The sequence below is a fragment of the Clostridia bacterium genome, from assembly GCA_012840125.1.
Lineage (GTDB): Bacteria > Bacillota > DULZ01 > DULZ01 > DULZ01 > DULZ01.
Window position 1 is genome coordinate 1 of record DULZ01000096.1, and the last position, 17,298, is coordinate 17,298.

17 protein-coding genes and 1 other RNA gene are annotated in these 17,298 nt (G+C 50.9%); all 18 read left to right on the forward strand.

Going from position 1 to position 17,298, the window contains the following annotated elements; genetic code table 11:
* The first annotated feature begins 59 nt into the window (after positions 1-59).
* The gene (gene queA / locus GXX34_11380; GenBank protein HHW08108.1) at positions 60-1,085 is read left to right on the forward strand and encodes a tRNA preQ1(34) S-adenosylmethionine ribosyltransferase-isomerase QueA; all 1,026 of its coding nucleotides are present in this window, start codon (positions 60-62) and stop codon (positions 1,083-1,085) included.
* A gap of 28 nt (positions 1,086-1,113) precedes the next feature.
* A complete protein-coding gene (tgt, locus tag GXX34_11385) occupies positions 1,114-2,223 on the forward strand; it encodes a tRNA guanosine(34) transglycosylase Tgt (protein ID HHW08109.1) in 1,110 nt (369 codons plus the stop codon).
* A 62-nt stretch (positions 2,224-2,285) separates the two neighbouring features.
* A complete protein-coding gene (gene yajC, locus GXX34_11390; GenBank protein HHW08110.1) occupies positions 2,286-2,567 on the forward strand; it encodes a preprotein translocase subunit YajC in 282 nt (93 codons plus the stop codon).
* Positions 2,568-2,760: 193 nt separating this feature from the next.
* Positions 2,761-2,925 carry a hypothetical protein gene (locus GXX34_11395; protein HHW08111.1) on the forward strand — a complete coding sequence of 55 codons (165 nt, stop codon included), beginning with the start codon at positions 2,761-2,763 and terminating at the stop codon, positions 2,923-2,925.
* Positions 2,925-3,347 carry a type II toxin-antitoxin system PemK/MazF family toxin gene (locus tag GXX34_11400; protein ID HHW08112.1) on the forward strand — a complete coding sequence of 141 codons (423 nt, stop codon included), beginning with the start codon at positions 2,925-2,927 and terminating at the stop codon, positions 3,345-3,347. The genes GXX34_11395 and GXX34_11400 overlap by 1 nt, the downstream gene beginning before the upstream one ends.
* Positions 3,348-3,478: 131 nt before the next feature.
* Positions 3,479-4,717, forward strand: coding sequence for a protein translocase subunit SecD (gene secD, locus GXX34_11405; GenBank protein HHW08113.1), 1,239 nt, complete (start codon positions 3,479-3,481; stop codon positions 4,715-4,717).
* A 5-nt stretch (positions 4,718-4,722) separates the two neighbouring features.
* The gene (secF, locus tag GXX34_11410; GenBank protein HHW08114.1) at positions 4,723-5,604 is read left to right on the forward strand and encodes a protein translocase subunit SecF; all 882 of its coding nucleotides are present in this window, start codon (positions 4,723-4,725) and stop codon (positions 5,602-5,604) included.
* A 49-nt stretch (positions 5,605-5,653) separates the two neighbouring features.
* Complete coding sequence (locus GXX34_11415) at positions 5,654-6,037, forward strand: LapA family protein (protein HHW08115.1); 384 nt, start codon at positions 5,654-5,656, stop codon at positions 6,035-6,037.
* Positions 6,038-6,168: 131 nt separating this feature from the next.
* Positions 6,169-9,051 carry a single-stranded-DNA-specific exonuclease RecJ gene (gene recJ / locus GXX34_11420; GenBank protein ID HHW08116.1) on the forward strand — a complete coding sequence of 961 codons (2,883 nt, stop codon included), beginning with the start codon at positions 6,169-6,171 and terminating at the stop codon, positions 9,049-9,051.
* A gap of 29 nt (positions 9,052-9,080) precedes the next feature.
* A complete protein-coding gene (locus GXX34_11425) occupies positions 9,081-11,243 on the forward strand; it encodes a bifunctional (p)ppGpp synthetase/guanosine-3',5'-bis(diphosphate) 3'-pyrophosphohydrolase (protein HHW08117.1) in 2,163 nt (720 codons plus the stop codon).
* Positions 11,244-11,256: 13 nt separating this feature from the next.
* On the forward strand, positions 11,257-11,697 hold the full coding sequence (locus GXX34_11430; GenBank protein ID HHW08118.1) for a D-tyrosyl-tRNA(Tyr) deacylase: 441 nt from the start codon (positions 11,257-11,259) through the stop codon (positions 11,695-11,697).
* Between the two features lie 27 nt (positions 11,698-11,724).
* On the forward strand, positions 11,725-12,348 hold the full coding sequence (locus GXX34_11435; protein ID HHW08119.1) for an MBL fold metallo-hydrolase: 624 nt from the start codon (positions 11,725-11,727) through the stop codon (positions 12,346-12,348).
* A 39-nt stretch (positions 12,349-12,387) separates the two neighbouring features.
* Positions 12,388-13,656 (forward strand): histidine--tRNA ligase, encoded by a 1,269-nt coding sequence (locus GXX34_11440; protein HHW08120.1) that lies wholly within the window; start codon positions 12,388-12,390, stop codon positions 13,654-13,656.
* 15 nt (positions 13,657-13,671) lie between these two features.
* Entirely contained in the window at positions 13,672-15,468 is a 1,797-nt protein-coding gene (aspS, locus tag GXX34_11445) for an aspartate--tRNA ligase (GenBank protein ID HHW08121.1), read from the forward strand.
* 103 nt (positions 15,469-15,571) lie between these two features.
* Positions 15,572-15,765, forward strand: a non-coding RNA gene (gene ssrS / locus GXX34_11450) — 6S RNA.
* A gap of 42 nt (positions 15,766-15,807) precedes the next feature.
* A complete protein-coding gene (locus tag GXX34_11455) occupies positions 15,808-16,554 on the forward strand; it encodes a tRNA threonylcarbamoyladenosine dehydratase (protein ID HHW08122.1) in 747 nt (248 codons plus the stop codon).
* Between the two features lie 77 nt (positions 16,555-16,631).
* Complete coding sequence (locus tag GXX34_11460; protein HHW08123.1) at positions 16,632-16,910, forward strand: metal-sensitive transcriptional regulator; 279 nt, start codon at positions 16,632-16,634, stop codon at positions 16,908-16,910.
* Between the two features lie 21 nt (positions 16,911-16,931).
* Positions 16,932-17,255, forward strand: coding sequence for a thioredoxin (gene trxA, locus GXX34_11465; GenBank protein ID HHW08124.1), 324 nt, complete (start codon positions 16,932-16,934; stop codon positions 17,253-17,255).
* Positions 17,256-17,298: the final 43 nt, after the last annotated feature.

Genomic DNA, 17,298 nt, shown 5'->3' on the forward strand with positions numbered 1-17,298 from the left:
AACACTATTATAACCAGGGGAAATTTGACGGAAGACTGACTATCAGTGAATGAGGTACCATGCTAACCAGGGAATTTGACTATGACTTACCAAAAGAATTAATTGCGCAGGAGCCGGTGGAACCGCGTGATGCATCCCGTTTGATGGTGGTAAACCGGGCGGCTAAGACTTTAGATCATAGGATCTTCAGGGAAATCACCGGTTATCTTTGCCCCGGCGATGTGTTAGTGTTAAACAATACCAAGGTGATGCCTGCCCGTCTATATGGAGTGAAGGCGGACACCGGCGCCCGGATCGAAGTACTGCTGCTGCATCGATTGGGTACCCACCGGTGTGAAGCCCTGGTTAAACCGGGCAAGAAGGTTAAGCTGGGCACCACCATCATTTTTGGCGACGGGGAGTTAACGGCCCGGGCAGTGGAGTATACTGCTCAGGGCGGGCGCATTCTGGAGCTGGAGTATGAGGGTGTCCTGGAAGAACTCTTGGATAAGCTGGGGAAAGTGCCCCTGCCCCCCTACATCACCCATGAATTAAAGGATCCCCGGCGTTATCAAACGGTGTACGGCAAACACCCGGGTTCCGCTGCGGCCCCAACCGCCGGGCTTCATTTTACGGACAGGCTGCTGAGAGAAATTGAACTCCTTGGTGTAGAGATTGTGGAGGTGCTGTTGCATGTGGGTTTGGGTACTTTCAGGCCGGTGGTGGCGGAAAGAGTGGAAGAGCACCACATGCACAGCGAGTATTTCCGCATCGATGAAAGTGCCGCCTTGCGCATTAACAGGGCCAGGGAGGCCGGTCATAGGGTAATAGCCGTGGGAACTACCAGTGTCCGGGTCCTGGAAACGGCAGCCCGGGATACGGGCGAGGTTGTGCCCCAAAGCGGTTGGACGGATATTTTCATTTACCCCGGCTACAGGTTTAAAGCGGTAGATGGCTTGGTTACCAATTTTCACTTGCCGAAATCCACTTTACTGATGCTGGTTAGTGCTTTTGCCGGCTTTGATTTGATCAAAAGTGCCTACGAGGAAGCGATCAAGGCCAAGTACCGCTTTTTCAGTTTCGGTGATGCCATGTTGATTCTGTAGAAATACTCTTGGTTACGAGGTGAAGTGTTTGGCTGCAAGTTTTGAGGTCTTATATCAAAGCAAAGAATCTGCCGCCCGGTTGGGGAAACTCCACTTAACCCATGGAATCGTGGAAACCCCTGTGTTCATGCCCGTCGGTACCCAGGCCACGGTCAAGACCATGACTCCGGAAGAATTGGACCAAGTAGGAGCGGAGATAATTTTAAGTAATACATATCACCTGTATCTAAGGCCTGGGCATGACCTGGTCGCCGAAGCCGGGGGATTGCATTCCTTCATGAATTGGCATAAGCCTATCCTAACCGACAGCGGCGGCTTTCAAATCTTCAGCTTAGCTGATTTACGCAAGATCAGTGAGGAAGGGGTCATGTTCAGCTCCCACCTGGATGGTTCTCGGCATTTTATTTCCCCGGAACGGTCGATGGAGATTCAAATGGCTCTTGGCTCTGATATTGCCATGGCCTTTGATATTTGTTCTCCTTACCCCCATGAATATGAAGCTGCTAAGAAGGATCTGGAAGTCACCTTGCGCTGGGCAAAACGGTGTCAAGCCTATCACCACCGGGAGGAACAGGCCCTTTTCGGGATCGTGCAGGGGGGCGTGTATGCGGATCTGCGCCGTCGCAGCATTGAAGAATTGGAAACCATGGATTTTCCCGGTTACGGTATCGGGGGGCTAAGTGTCGGGGAGCCGAAAGAACTAATGTATGAAATGTTGGAAGTGGTGGTACCGCTTATGCCCAAGCACAAGCCCCGCTACCTGATGGGGGTAGGTTCGCCGGACTGCTTAGTGGAGGGTGTCCTCCGGGGGGTGGATATGTTCGATTGTGTGCTGCCTACTAGGATTGCTAGGAACGGCACCGTCTGGACCAGCGAGGGAAAAGTCACCGTGCGGAACGCTGCTTACGCCAGGGATTTTGGGCCGCTGGATCCCGCCTGTGATTGTTATACGTGCCGCAATTACTCCCGGGCCTATATCCGCCACTTGTTTAAGGCGGAGGAAATACTGGGCTTGCGGTTAACCACGATTCATAATCTCGCTTATCTGATGCGGCTCATGCACCGGATCAGGGAAGCGGTGAAGGAGGAAAGATTGAGAGAATTAGTCAAGGAAATTCGGGAACTTTATCCAAACTAAAAGGAATTAAACTACATATCACGAATTCCTAAACGAAAACTTGCAGAAAGGATGTTGGTATAGTGGAAGGTCTTGGTCAATGGGGTGGAACAATTATTTATTTGGCGGTATTTTTCGGCATCATCTATTTCTTGATGATTCGGCCGCAGCAGAAGCAGCAAAAACAGAGAATGGAAATGCTGAATTCGGTTAAAGTGAACGACCGTATTGTTACTATCGGCGGTATGCACGGCCGGATCACCAAAATCAAAGACGATGTCATCACTGTTCGCATAGCTGATAAAGTGGAAGTGGAAATGGAAAAGCAGGCTATCGGGCGGGTTATCAGCAATAAGGACAGTTAGAAACGGGCGGTCTCGTGAGCTTATTCCCGGACACGAACTTTCAAGCAGAAAGCGAGGGCGGGATAAGCATCGAGACCGTTTTTGTTGACAGCTACCTGCATAATTAGGCAGGAAATTACAATAGGAGTCAAAGGGATTCTGGCAAGTATATCCAATTATTCTATTAACTTGTTTTTGCAGCAGGGGTGATATCATGTCGTGGTTGGTTAGACTATTTGGATTCAAAGAAGAATTTGCTGAGAAATACGCCAGGGATTACACCAAGGCTGTTATGTGGGGCATTGGTGTGGAAAGTGTGTGGAATGAAACGGAAAACAGGGCCTTTCTTAGTTTGGAAGAATCCGGGGAGGGAGGTTGATGCTGCGGCTGCCTCGCAGTAGAGTGTCCATTAAAAGAGGTGACCTGTTTTCTATCCAATTAGGAACCAACGAGGATGGGCGGGATTTTTACCGCCCGGTTCTGGTCATCCAAAATGATATCGGCAACCGGTACTGCAATTCTGTCATTGTAGTTCCCCTGTCCTATAAATTGCGTGCGAAACACTTGTTTTTCGGCGTGCTGGTGAAAAGCACCCCGCAGACAGGCCTTATTCACGATGCAGTGGCTGTCCTTTCACAAATTCGCACGGTGGAGAAATCATATTTTTCCAATGATAACTACTTGGGCCGGGTGGACAGCCAAACCATGGAGAAAATCGACCAGTGCCTGGCCTTGAGCCTAGGGCTAAGCACCCTGCAAAAACTGCAAGACCGTTTTCCCAGCCAAGTAGAGTCTTCTTGAGGTACAAAGGAGCCGGCCTCGCCGGCTTCTTTGCTGTTTGCCCTTGCCCCGGCTTTCATTGACAACGCAGATCCTGAGGTTTATAATTTTAAAGTATGGAATCATTAATGGGTGTTAAGGAGGGGAACCTATTGCGACCGGGAGGAGTAACAAAGCTTGCAGTTGTTATTATAGCCATCATTGCCCTCGGTTTATTTGCGTTCCAACCCCTCGTTACCGGCCTTGATTTGGGTTTGGATTTGCGGGGTGGTGTGCAGGTTACTTTGCAAGCGGTGGAAAAACCGGGAGAAAAAGTAACACGTGAGCAAATGCAGCAGCTGCAGGCGGTGATCAGGGAAAGAGTTGACCAGTTAGGCATATCCGAGCCCAGGATTCAAATCGCCGGCGCCGACAGGTTAATTGTAGAGCTGGCTGGCATAGAGGACCCGGAAGAAGCTGTAGAACTCATCGGTAAGACTGCCATGTTGGAGTTCAAGAAAGCCGACGGTACAGTGATCCTGAAGGGCGACCAACTTCAGGATGCCAGGGCCGGGCATGATCCCAGGGATAACAGTCCTATGATCAGTTTGAAGTTTAATTCCCAAGGAGCCAAAGCTTTTGCAGACGCCACTGCTGAGGCAGCCAAGTACCCCCAAGGTGATCCTAGGCGGTATATTGCTATCTATCTCGACAACCAGTTAATTTCTAATCCCCATGTGAACGAGCCCATCGCCAATGGACAGGCTGTAATCAGCGGTGGGTTTGAGAGTTTTGAGGAAGCGGCTAATTTAGCCGCATTGCTCAGAGGCGGAGCTTTGCCGGTTGAAACGGAAGTGATCGCCAAGCAGACTGTGGGACCCACGTTAGGACTGGAATCCTTAAATAAGAGCAAGACGGCCATTGTGGTGGGCTTAACCGCCATCGGCTTGTTCTTATTGCTGGTATACCGTGTACCGGGAATTGTGGCAAATCTATCCTTAATAGTCTACGGAATTATTGTGCTGGGAGCCCTTTATCTCCTAAAGGCGGTGCTCACATTGCCCGGTATTGCCGGTCTACTGCTGTCGGTAGGTATGGCGGTAGATGCCAATATCCTGATCTATGAGCGGATCAAAGAGGAACTGAGAAATGGGAAGACGCTGCGGGCCGCCGTGGAAGCGGGCTTCAAGAGAGCTTTCTGGACGATTTTCGATGCTAACTTAACCACATTAATTGCCGCAGCTATTCTGTACTATTTGGGTTCCGGTCCCATCCGTGGGTTTGCCGTGACCCTGAGTATCGGTATCATCGCCAGTATGTTCACCGCTATCACTTTGACCAGGTGGCTGCTGCGCTTGACCGTCCAATCAGGCTTGTTTAACAAGCTATCATTTTATGGGGTGAGGAGGTAGCCGTCATGTCAGTGATTCAGAACCGAAAAATCTGGTACGCCATTTCCTTGATCCTCCTCCTGGCTGGGTTCATTTCCCTGGGAATTCAAGGTTTTAATAAAGGAATTGATTTTACATCCGGGAACGTGCTGCAAATTGAATTTGAAGACGTTATTTCCACGCAGCAAGTTGAGGCTGTATTAGATGCTCAGGGCTTGACAGGGTATTCTATTCAAGCGGCGGGTGACGGATCGGATTATATTATCCGGACCAAAGAAATGACGGAAGCACAGAATAGAGAGCTGCTGGCGGCTTTCGAGGAAAAGTTGGGTGAGCTTACAGTTAAGCAAAACCAGAAAGTCGGGGCAGTTATAGGCCGGGAATTGACCAGAAATGCCATCATGGCGCTGGCGATTGCCTCGGTGCTGATGATCATTTACATTTCTTTTCGTTTCCAAGCGGCTTATGGTATCGTCGCCATTCTGGCGCTGCTGCATGACGTGTTAGTTACGGCCGGACTGTTTTCCATTTTTCAAATTGAAATCGACAGCACTTTTGTGGCGGCATTGCTCACTATCGTCGGTTATTCCATCAACAATACCATCGTCATTTTTGACCGGATCCGGGAGAATCTCAGTTTTGACAAGAAACTGCCCTTTGACGTCTTGGTGGACAACAGCATCAAGCAGACCCTTGTCCGTTGCATCAATACGGCAATGACTGTGATATTTGCCCTGCTGGCGTTGATTTTCCTGGGAGGGGCCACTACTAAACTGTTTGCCTTGGCCTTGTTGACGGGTACCGTAGTTGGCACCTATTCATCCATTCTTATTTCTACTTCTCTATTGTATGACTTTCAAACGAAAGTCTTTGCCAATTTTAAAGTAAAACATGCTAATGCTCGCTAAGAAAGCCAGCCGGCAAGGCTGGTTTTTTCATGCAGGAAAATCCTCCCCCATGTCGAATAATGCTAAAAACCAAAAAGGAGTGTTACTTCTGGTACAGGTATACTGGGTTACGGCGTTGCTGTTTGCTTTGATGGTGGCTGTTTTTGCGGTGCAGAATGCGGAAACGGTTAATATCCGGCTCTTGTATTGGCAGTTTCAGGACATTTCCCTGGTGCTGGTCATCCTGGGTTCAGCTGCCGTCGGAGCTTTATTGCTGTTTATCTTGGGCAGTATCAAACAGTTCAGTTTGATGCTGCGGCTAAAGGAAGCGGAGAACAAGATTCGCAAGCTGGAAAACCAATTGAAGGAACTGCAGGCCAGTACACCGCCACCCCAGGCTGAGGAATCCAAGCAAAGCCAACCGGGCGACATGACCTCCCAGTCCCTTTTATGAATCATTCCGGTTTGGTCAAAATCCGGCAATTTTCTTTACAGGCTGTCTGAACAGACAGCTTTTCTATTTACCTGAAGTCTGCTTGCACCTAGGAAATGGTTATTCTATAATGGTTGCATGGAGGAAAGTCGATGAATATCAGAAATACAAAATGGCACCTGCCCTCTTTCGACTGGCATGCCGTGGCTGGGTTAGTCCGGGAACTGTCGATTTCGCCGATTACCGCCAAGGTATTGCTTAACAGGGGTATTGCGACTGCAGAAGAGGGCCGTGTTTTTTTTAATGGCACGCTGTCTGACCTGAGTTCTCCCTGGGATTTGCCGGGCATGGAGGCAGCGGTGCAGCGGATTGTGCGTGGCATCAGGGCAAAAGAAAAAACACTGGTCTTCGGTGATTATGATGTAGACGGCATCACAGCCACTGCCATGGTGGTTTCCTTTCTTAAGCACCTTGACGTCCCCGTTGGATACTATATACCGGAACGGTCAGCAGGCTATGGATTAACCTTGGAGGCGCTGCAAGATATCCACCGGCAGGGTTACAGCTTGATTATTACCGTTGATTGTGGCATTTCGGCCACGGCGGAAATAGCTTATGGTAGGAAGCTGGGTTTAGATTTTGTCATCACGGATCACCACGAGCCGGGGGATATGCTTCCGGATTGTGAAGCGGTCATCAATCCAAAAGCCGGTTGCTGCCGGCACCAGGCAAGGGAACTGGCCGGGGTAGGGGTAGCTTTCAAGCTCCTCCAAGGGCTGGCGGAGAGGCTGGGTTTGGCCCCGGAGAGCCTTTTCAGCTACTTGGATTTGGTGACATTAGGTACCATAGCTGATGTGGTGCCCTTGGTGGGCGAAAACCGCATCATTGTCAAAAACGGTCTGGCTTTGTTGCAAGATTCCGGGAGAACCGGTGTCAGAGCCTTGCTGGAGGCGGTCGGTGTCGGCGACGGGCAGTTGACACCTAACCAGGTAGCATATGCTTTGGCTCCACGGTTGAATGCAGCCGGAAGAATGGCCTCGCCCCTTATCGCTTTGGAAATGCTTTTGACCCATTCGGTGCAAAGAGCGAGAGAGCTGGCTTTGAAGCTGAACGAACTTAATGCCACCCGCCAGCTGCTGGTGCAGCAAGTCATGCAAGAAGCACTGGCCATGATTGAGCAGGAAGCCGGAGCCTGGCTGCAGCCGGTAACGGTTCTGGCTTCTCCCTTGTGGCATCCCGGTGTTATTGGGATTGTGGCGGCAAAGCTGGCGGATATGCTTTTTAAGCCGGTGATCCTGTTAACTGTCGAAGGTGAATTAGCTAAGGGGTCAGGCCGCAGCGTTCCCGGTTTTGACCTTTTTCAGGGCATCCGGCATTGCCAGGACTTGTTGGTAAAAGCCGGCGGGCATTCCCAAGCAGTGGGACTGACCGTGGCGTTGGAGCACCTGGAAGAATTCCGGGAGAGAATCAATTGTTTCGCCGCTGAGGTGTTAAAGACTACCAGGTTGGAACCAACCCTGCCCATTGAAGCTGAGGTGCTGCCGGGCCAATTGGACTTCCAACTGCTGGATGAGCTGGCACAATTGCAGCCATTTGGGTACGGGAATCCGGAACCGGTGTTAGCTTTACGGTCTACCATCATCAGAGACTGTCGTACCGTCGGTAAAGAGGGAGAGCATTTAAAGTTTCAAGTCCTGGCGGGCCAGGAAGCTCTTGACGGTATCGGCTTTAACATGGCGGCGGTACTGAAGGAGCTGGACTTAACGGGTCCGGTGGACTTGGCTTTTCGCCTGCAGCGGAATCTATGGAACGGCCAGGCGAAGTTGCAGCTGGTCCTGGAAGATATTAAACCCTGCCGGGAAACAAAGCCCCGGGTGAATGCTATGTGTTTAGACACCGGGGCAGGACCGGTTGAAGCCGGCGGCCCTGTCCACCGGTGCCGGCATGGGGAGGAACAGTTCCGGCGCCTGGTGCAGCTTATTTTAGAAACAGTGCAAGCAGGAGCGCCGGTTTACCTGGTCTTTCCGACCCAGCGCGTATTAGCCCTTTATGAAAGACTTTTAACCGACGTCTTGGTCAAATACGATGTTACTTGCGGGCGTTATCATAATGGACGTCAACAGAACCCCCCGGAGCAGGTCCGGGTTTTATTAGCCGCGGGGCACCTATTGGATCCCCCACCGGGGGCCAAAGTGGTGCAACTGGCCTATCCTGATTGGGATGATGGGATTGGAGCAGGACATGAAGAAGCGGGAACAGTATTAGGCTTTAAAGAGCCGGCGCCGGGAGCACTCGCTTTTGTGCGGGAACCAATTCCGGCCCGGGGGAAATTGACTTTCTTAAAGGATTTATGCACCGAATGGTCAGGTCCCTTATTCATCTACACCAACCGGTTAAACCAAGTCACCTATTTGTACCAGCAGCTGCGGCTGCTGCTGCCGGAAAGGAAACAAAGGATTTGGTATTATCATCATAACCTGAGTTTTACCCAAAAGGAATTGGTCCTTAACGCCGTTTCCCACGGTTTAGCTGAGATAGTGGTTGCTAATGAGTTTCTTGAATTCCTGATCCCTGAACGTTATGGGGCAGGCACCCGCATCCTTTTGGATGCCCCTTACAGTGTGGAAGAGTTGTACCTGAAAACACGACCGGCCAGACCGGGCATGACAGTGTACGGGGTTTGGGACTGGGAGGAATTATGCCGCAACGAATTGACTTTACAGGCGATTTTCCCGGAAGAACCCCTTTTGGAAGGACTGCTGTTTGCTTTAAAGGAACTGAGTCCCAGCCTGGAGGAGGATCCGGCGGCAGTGGTAAAAGAGATGCGGCTTAAGTTCTCCAGTATTCAAGCACCCACCGTACAGTTTGGCTTGGATATCCTGCGTGAAATCAGCGAATGCCCGGACATTACTTTAGATTATCACCAGACCCGGGTTTATCAAGCAGCCCAGAAAGAAAAAAGAGCTTTCGCCAAACTAAAACACTTGGAGCAAACGGGCGATTACACTGCCTACCTTTTCCGGGGTGCGCCTTGAGTTGACAGTCGACAAGGAGGTGGGGGTAGATGCCGGAGCCCATTGACCAGCTGATTGAACAGATCAAAAGCTATAATCCCCAGGCCGATTGTGACAAGGTGAAAAGGGGATATGAGTATGCCTGCCGGGCTCATCAAGGGCAAAAGCGCAAATCCGGTGAAGATTATATCGTTCACCCGATGGGAGTGGCCAGAATCCTAGCCGAATTGCAGCTGGATGTTACCACCATCACCGCGGGACTGCTCCATGACGTAGTGGAGGATACGGAAATCTCCCTGGGAGATATCAAAGCGGAATTTGGTGAAGAAGTAGCGCTGTTAGTAGATGGGGTCACCAAATTAAGCCGGATTGAGTTTAAATCGAAAGAAGAGCAGCAGGTAGAAAACCTCCGCAAGATGTTCTTGGCCATGGCCAAAGATATCAGGGTGATCTTGATCAAATTGGCGGACCGGCTGCATAACATGCGCACTTTGAAGTACCAGCCCCCTGAGAAACAGAAAGAGATCGCGGAAGAAACGGTAGAGATATTCGCCCCTCTGGCTCACCGTTTGGGTATTTTTAGGTTGAAATGGGAATTGGAAGACCTGTCCCTGCGCTATCTGGAGAAAGAGAAGTATTATGAGCTGGTGCAAGCCATTAACATGAAGCGGCAGGAGCGGGAAGCATATATTAACGAGGTTATCGCCGTTCTCCAGAAACAGCTGCAGGAAATGGGGATTGAAGCTGACATACAAGGGCGACCGAAGCATTTTTACAGCATCTACAACAAGATGGTGAAACAGGGCAAGACCCTGAGCGAGATTTACGACCTGATTGCCGTGCGGGTGATTGTCAGCACCGTCAAGGACTGTTACGGAGTCCTAGGTGTAGTGCACAGCTTGTGGAAGCCCATTCCGGGCCGGTTCAAGGATTATATCGCCATGCCTAAACCCAACATGTATCAATCCCTGCATACTACGGTGATCGGCCCCCGGGGCGAACCCTTTGAGATCCAAATCCGGACCTGGGAAATGCACCGGACTTCCGAGTACGGCATCGCGGCCCACTGGCGTTACAAGGAAGGTTCTGCCCTTTCAGACCGGGAGTTTGAAGATAAACTGTCCTGGCTTAGGCAGTTGTTGGAATGGCAAAGGGAATTGCGGGATGCCCGGGAGTTTATGGACTCCCTGAAAATAGATCTATTCTCCGACCGGGTTTACGTCTTTACACCCAAGGGCGATGTGGTGGAGCTTTCCGCCGGCTCGGTACCCATTGATTTTGCTTACCGGGTGCATACCGACGTCGGTCACCGGTGTATCGGTGCTAAAGTTAACGGGCGCATTGTGCCCCTGGATTATGAATTGAAAACCGGAGATATTGTGGAAATCCTGACCTCCAAGACCGGCGCCCCGAGCCGGGATTGGCTTAATATCGTGAAAACCTCCCAGGCGAAGAATAGGATTAGGCAGTGGTTCAGAAAGGAAGAGCGGGAGGAGAACGTTAGCAAAGGACGGGAATTACTGGAAAGAGAAGCTAGGAAGCAAGGATTAACGGAGGAAGACTACAGGCTGACATATTTGGCCGAGGTGGCCAAGAAATTTAATTTCCAGGGAGTAGAGGAGCTGTATTTAGCCGTCAATGACGGTGTGATCACCGTTCCCCAGGTGCTCATGAAGCTCCGGGAGATCAGCAAGAGTTCCAAAGGGGAAAGCGAAGAGGCTGCCCTGGCTGTTACTCCCAGTAAGGCCAACCGGAAACCATCAAAAGGTATTAAAGTCAAAGGCATTGACAATGTGATGCTCAGGCTGTCCCGTTGCTGTAATCCTTTACCGGGAGATGATATCATCGGTTATGTGACCAGGGGAAGAGGCGTCTCCATTCACCGCACCGATTGTCCCAATATTACTCACTACCGGGCGGAAGACGCCGGGCGGCTGATCGAGGTTACCTGGGACGAGGAAGTTGACGGGATTTTCCAAGTTCAATTGGAGGCCATCGCCATTGACCGGCCCCGGTTAGCGATGGATATTATGATGGCTGTGGCGGATACCAAGACGGTCATTAACGCCATTAATGCGCGCAGCACCAAAGATAATCTTGCCACGGTAGACCTAAAGCTTGAAATCAGGGGCATGGAGCATTTAGAATATATTACCAACAAGATTAAGAAAGTACATGATGTCATCGAAGTAAAGAGGGTTACACCCAGTTAGAGGAGTGTTGCGGATGCGAGCCGTAGTACAAAGAGCAGCAAAGGGCAGGGTGACCATTGCCGGTGAGGTGGTGGGAGAAATCGGTCGCGGATTGGTGGTCCTACTAGGCGTGGGCCATGCGGATACTAAAGATGACCTGGATTACCTGGCCTCCAAAATAGTCAACTTGCGCATTTTTCCCGATGAAGAAGGAAAAATGAACCGGTCCATCAAAGATGTCGGCGGTCAGATGTTGATCGTCTCTCAATTCACCCTATACGGGGATTGCCGCAAGGGTCGCCGACCAAGTTTTATTGATGCGGCTGCATCTGAGAAGGCAAACAAATTGTATGAAGAATTTGTGGCTTTAATTCAAGCTGAAGGGATCCCGGTGGCCACCGGGCGTTTTCAGGAAGAAATGCTGGTGGAGATTCATAATGACGGGCCGGTGACCATTCTCTTAGACAGCAAGTGAGAATTCTAAAAAGGCGGGTGGATGGAAATGATTTTAAAAAGGCTGGAAGTAGGCCCTTTGGGAACTAATTGTTATATTCTTGGTTGCGAACAGACTTTAAAAGGTGCGGTAATTGATCCCGGCGGGGATGCCGGGATGATTAAGCGGGAAATCGATGCCCTCAAGCTTGAGATAGAGTACATTATTAATACCCACGGGCATGGCGACCATATTCTTGGCAACGAGGAGCTTAAAGAACTGACCGGCGCCTCCCTATTAATCCATGAAGAGGATGCCGGTTATCTTGTGGATCCCCAGAAAAACCTGACTGGGTTTTTCGGCAAGGCCATCAAGGGATTACAAGCGGACAGGTTGTTAAAAGAAGGGGATGCAATCAACATCGGTCAAGAGGTTACCCTGACTGTGATCCATACGCCGGGCCATACACCCGGGGGCATCTGCCTGGATACCGGTGAGCACTTGTTTACCGGTGATACTCTTTTTGCCGGTTCCATCGGTAGAACTGACTTTCCGGGTGGATCGTACCAAACATTAATTAATTCAGTCCGCACGAAACTATTCACCTTGCCCGGGGACCGCCGCGTCTGGCCGGGGCACGGCCCGGGCAGTACCTTGGCATATGAAAAGCAGACTAATCCCTTCTTTAGATAACCGGAAGGGTTTGGTAAGACCAGGCGAGGAGGATTAAAGATGTTGACGACACGGCCGAGAGGCACCAATGATATCCTGCCCGGAGACAGTGACAAGTGGCGACGGGTGGAGGGGATTATTCACCAGATTTGTGCCGAGTACGGTTATAAAGAAATCCGCACTCCTATTTTCGAGCATACGGAGCTTTTTCTCAGAGGAGTGGGAGAGACCACCGATATTGTAGAAAAGGAGATGTATACCTTTTACGACCGGAGTGACCGTTCTTTGACCCTGAGGCCGGAAGGGACCGCTCCCACCGTGCGGGCTTTCTTGGAGCATAACATGCACACGCAAACCCTACCAGTGAAGCTGTATTATATCGGTCCCATGTTTCGCTACGGCCGGCCGCAAGCGGGGAGATTTCGCCAGTTCCACCAGTTTGGCGTAGAGGCTTTCGGCACCAATGACCCGGCCATCGATGCCGAAGTGATCTGCCTAGCCATGGAATTCTATGCTCGCTTGGGGCTAAAAAACCTGACCTTACAGCTTAACAGCGTGGGCTGCCCTAAGTGCCGGGCAGAGCACAGGAGCTTGCTGCACCGGTTTTTAGAGCCGAGAAAGCAGGAACTATGCAGCACTTGTCAAGGACGTTTTGAGCGCAATCCCTTGCGCATTTTTGACTGTAAGAGTGACATCTGCCAGGAAATCATCGGTACGGGTCCTACCATTCTGGCTTCCTTGTGTGATGACTGCAAGGACCACTTTGCCCGGGTGCAAAAATACCTGCAGCTTGCCGGCGTCTCTTATGTTATCGCGCCCCACCTGGTAAGAGGGTTGGACTACTACACGAATACGGCTTTTGAGATCATTGTGGAAGGCATCGGCGCCCAGAGTGCTATCGGGGGTGGAGGGCGCTACAACGGCTTGGTGCAGGAAGTAGGCGGGCCGTCGCTGCCCGGCATCGGCTTTGGCTTAGGCCTGGAACGGATCCTTTTGGCCCTGCAGGAACAAGGCGTGAACTTGGAGGGAGATGTGTTTCCCGAGGTATTTGTCGCCGTTTCCGGTCCATCAATGAAAGAGGAAGCCTTTAAGCTGGTGAATCAACTACGGCAGCATGGATTTAAAACAGATATGGATTACCTGGACAGGAGTATGAAAGCCCAGCTCAAGTACGCAGGTAAACATCGGTACCGTTATGTGGTCATTCTGGGTGAGGAGGAATTCGCCCGGGAGCAGGCGGCAGTGAAGGACATGAGCGGCGGGGAACAACAAAACATACGCATACCCGAACTAGTATCGTTCCTAGCAAAGGGATTAGGCAGAGATTAAGGAGGTTTTCACGCTATGGTGGCATCAATCAGTGGATTTAAAAGAACCCATGGCTGCGGAGAACTGGGTCTCCAGCACGTGGGAGAAGAAGTAACCTTGATGGGATGGGTCAGCAAGAGAAGGGATCACGGGGGACTGATCTTCATTGATTTGCGGGATCGTTCCGGAAAAGTGCAGGTGGTGTTCAGCCCCGAGATCAATCGGGAAGCATTTAAACTGGCGGAAACGGTCCGCGGGGAGTATGTGCTGGCCGTGACCGGACAAGTCGCCAGGCGGCCGGAAGGGACGGAAAACCCGACCCTGGCTACCGGTGACATCGAAGTGGAAGCCACAGCGGCAGAGATTCTCAATCAGGCTAAGACCCCTCCCTTTTATATCGCCGAAAACATTGATGTGGACGAGAACGTGCGCCTGAAGTACCGTTATTTAGATTTGAGAAGACCGGACATGCAAGCTGCGATTATCTTGCGGCATCGCATCACGAAGACTATGCGTGACTTTCTTGATAAAAAGGGCTTTTTGGAAATAGAAACCCCCATGTTGACGAAAAGCACGCCGGAAGGAGCCAGGGACTATTTAGTACCCAGCCGGGTGCATCCCGGTGAATTTTATGCTCTGCCCCAGTCGCCCCAGCTCTTCAAACAGCTGCTCATGGTGGCCGGCTACGAAAAGTACTACCAGTTTGCCCGTTGTTTTCGTGATGAAGACTTGCGGGCGGACCGGCAGCCCGAGTTTACTCAACTGGATATGGAAATGTCTTTTGTGACCCGCGAGGATGTCATGGATCTAATTGAGGAGATGTTTTGCGATCTATTTGCCCGGGTGCTCGGCATCGAACTGGCCAGGCCCTTCCCGCGCCTGACTTATCAGGAAGCGATGGATAAATACGGCTCCGACAAACCTGATCTCCGCTTCGGCTTGGAGCTGCAGGACATAACGGAGCTGGTGAAAGATTCGGGGTTCAAAGTTTTTGCCGGTGTCTGTGCCCAAGGTGGACAAGTTAAAGGGCTGCGGGTACCCGGATGTGCCGGCTATTCCAGGAAGGACTTGGATGACCTGACCAAATTCGCCGCCGGTTTCGGGGCAAAGGGATTGGCCTGGATAGCGTTAACCGCCGAGGGGCTCAAATCTCCCATCAGTAAGTTCTTTACTGAGGCAGAGTTGGAGAGCATTGTCAACAAAATGCAGGCAGAAACCGGCGATCTCCTCCTCTTCGTAGCGGACAGCCCGGCGGTGGTGGCGCAAAGTTTGGGCGCCCTCCGGGTGGAGTTCGGCAAGAGGTTGAATCTGATCAATTCCAAAGAGTATAAACTGGCCTGGGTAGTGGATTTTCCGTTATTGGAATACGATGCGGAGGAAAAACGGTACGTGGCTATCCATCACCCCTTTACTTCCCCCCGGGAAGAAGACCTGCCCTTACTGTTGAGTGAACCTTTGCAGGTCCGGGCACAAGCTTATGATTTGATTCTTAACGGGGTCGAAGTGGGTGGAGGCAGCATCAGGATCCATAAAAGAGAGGTCCAGGAACAGCTTTTCTCCCTCTTGGGATTTAGCCAGGAAGAAGCCTGGGCAAAATTCGGTTTCCTGCTGGAGGCTTTTGAATACGGGACGCCGCCCCACGGAGGCATCGCTTTTGGCCTGGACCGGCTGGTGATGCTGATGGCAGGTAAGGATACCATCAGAGACGTGATGGCCTTCCCCAAAACCCAAAGCGCCTCCGATTTGATGACGGGGGCCCCTTCAGGGGTAAGTGAACACCAGTTGAAAGAGTTGAGAATCAAAATCGAGCCCGTGGAAAAGCCATCTTTATAAAAGACCCGGATTGAGTGAAAAGCCTGTCAAATATAGGTTAGACCGTGATGGCGCTTGCAAATCATCGCAAAGTGTGCTACTATAGTCCTAGCAAAAACGGAGATTTACCCTGCGGTGTTTGTGATAGCCACTAGTTTTGAGCCAACACCTATTAAAAGGGAGCCTGGCCTCTGGATGTGGATTGTAGGCCTTCGTACTGTGCGCGAGCTCGTGAAGGAAACAAAGAAGCATTCAGGAGGGCACCCACCTGCGGAGAGCAGGTTCAAAACAGGGCGTCACGGCACGTGTGGGGTTTCATCTTTCGTTGCCACGAGCAAGCAAAGGCTTCATCATCCATGGATGTTTGAAGCCTTTTGTTTTTGGGAGGTTGTTAACTTGACAGACCAGTTTGAGCGCACCAGGTTATTAATTGGGGAGGATGGCCTTCAAGTTTTACGCCAAGCCTCGGTGATCGTTTTCGGTGTGGGCGGGGTAGGCTCTTTTGCGGTAGAGGCCCTGGCACGGGCCGGCATTGGGAAACTGACTTTGGTGGACCATGATGTAGTGACTTGGAGCAATTTGAACCGGCAATTGCCGGCCCTCCATTCCACGGTGGGACAACCCAAAGTAGCCGTGCTCCGGCAACGCATCGCCGATATCAACCCCCAGTGCGAAGTCGTTACATGGCAAGAGTTTTACGAGGCCGGTAATAGAGAATTGTTTTTTCAGGCAAAATACGATTACGTGGTCGATGCCATCGACAAGGTTAAGAGCAAGGTTGATTTGATCGAGCAGTGTGTCATCAGAAAGCTGCCCATTGTGTCCAGCATGGGGGCAGGCAACCGGTTGGACCCGGTAGGGTTCCGGGTGGCGGATATTGCCGACACCTTTAATTGTCCTTTGGCCAAGGTGGTGCGGAAAGAATTGCGCAACCGGGGTATTGGGGAAGGAGTAAAAGTGGTCTTTTCGCCCAAACCGTGCGCCAAGGTCATGAGGGAAAACAGTATGACAGAAAGAGTGCCCGGCAGCATCTCCTTTGTGCCTCCGGTGGTGGGTATGATCCTGGCCAGCGTCGTGGTCAATGATCTTTTGGCAAAAAACCGATAAAATTTTGCAGGGAAAAATTGCATTCTTCGCCGTCCTGTATTATAATACCCACATGGGGTAGCTGGAGGGGGTTAACTATGACTGCCGCTTATTGCCGAGAAGAAAAAAAGAGTCTCCTGACCAGGTTAAAAAAAATCGAAGGGCAAGTGCAGGGTCTCCAGCGCATGTTAGAAGAAGATAAAGACTGCGTGGACGTATTAATCCAGATCGCCGCCGTACGAGCCGCCCTGGATAAAGTGGGTATTATTCTATTTGAAAATCATACCCGGAAATGCCTTGTCAAGGCTTTGGAAGAGGGACGGCAAGAGGAAATGGTGGATGAGTTAATCGAGGTCCTACGCAAGTTTATGAAATAGTAAAAGAAAGGGGAAATGAAAATGTCCAATGTAGTTGTGGTCACCAATGACAATTTCCAAAAGGAAGTCCTGGAAAGCGAACTCCCGGTATTAGTGGACTTTTGGGCTGCATGGTGTGGTCCTTGCAAGATGATTGCCCCGGTGATTGAGGAAGTTGCTGATGAACTGAAAGGTGAAGTCAAGGTATGCAAGCTGAACGTGGATGAAAACGGTGAAACAGCGGCCAAGTACGGCATTATGAGCATTCCTACTTTACTGCTGTTCAAGAACGGAGTGCTGGCGGGGCAGCAAATCGGATTTCAACCAAAAGATGCTTTAATCAAGTTTATCCGAAATCATATTTAAGTAGTGGCTGGGCGAGTACTGGTACAACGGTTAGTTAATCGAC

What these genes read in the sequence shown, in the direction of transcription:
- queA (HHW08108.1), top strand. Translation starts at nt 60, where the DNA reads ATGCTAACCAGGGAATTTGACTATGACTTACCAAAAGAATTAATTGCG.
- GXX34_11395 (HHW08111.1), top strand. Translation starts at nt 2,761, where the DNA reads ATGTCGTGGTTGGTTAGACTATTTGGATTCAAAGAAGAATTTGCTGAG.
- GXX34_11400 (HHW08112.1), top strand. Translation starts at nt 2,925, where the DNA reads ATGCTGCGGCTGCCTCGCAGTAGAGTGTCCATTAAAAGAGGTGACCTG.
- secF (HHW08114.1), top strand. Translation starts at nt 4,723, where the DNA reads ATGTCAGTGATTCAGAACCGAAAAATCTGGTACGCCATTTCCTTGATC.
- GXX34_11415 (HHW08115.1), top strand. Translation starts at nt 5,654, where the DNA reads ATGTCGAATAATGCTAAAAACCAAAAAGGAGTGTTACTTCTGGTACAG.
- recJ (HHW08116.1), top strand. Translation starts at nt 6,169, where the DNA reads ATGAATATCAGAAATACAAAATGGCACCTGCCCTCTTTCGACTGGCAT.
- GXX34_11425 (HHW08117.1), top strand. Translation starts at nt 9,081, where the DNA reads ATGCCGGAGCCCATTGACCAGCTGATTGAACAGATCAAAAGCTATAAT.
- GXX34_11430 (HHW08118.1), top strand. Translation starts at nt 11,257, where the DNA reads ATGCGAGCCGTAGTACAAAGAGCAGCAAAGGGCAGGGTGACCATTGCC.
- GXX34_11435 (HHW08119.1), top strand. Translation starts at nt 11,725, where the DNA reads ATGATTTTAAAAAGGCTGGAAGTAGGCCCTTTGGGAACTAATTGTTAT.
- GXX34_11440 (HHW08120.1), top strand. Translation starts at nt 12,388, where the DNA reads ATGTTGACGACACGGCCGAGAGGCACCAATGATATCCTGCCCGGAGAC.
- aspS (HHW08121.1), top strand. Translation starts at nt 13,672, where the DNA reads ATGGTGGCATCAATCAGTGGATTTAAAAGAACCCATGGCTGCGGAGAA.
- GXX34_11455 (HHW08122.1), top strand. Translation starts at nt 15,808, where the DNA reads ATGTTTGAAGCCTTTTGTTTTTGGGAGGTTGTTAACTTGACAGACCAG.
- GXX34_11460 (HHW08123.1), top strand. Translation starts at nt 16,632, where the DNA reads ATGACTGCCGCTTATTGCCGAGAAGAAAAAAAGAGTCTCCTGACCAGG.
- trxA (HHW08124.1), top strand. Translation starts at nt 16,932, where the DNA reads ATGTCCAATGTAGTTGTGGTCACCAATGACAATTTCCAAAAGGAAGTC.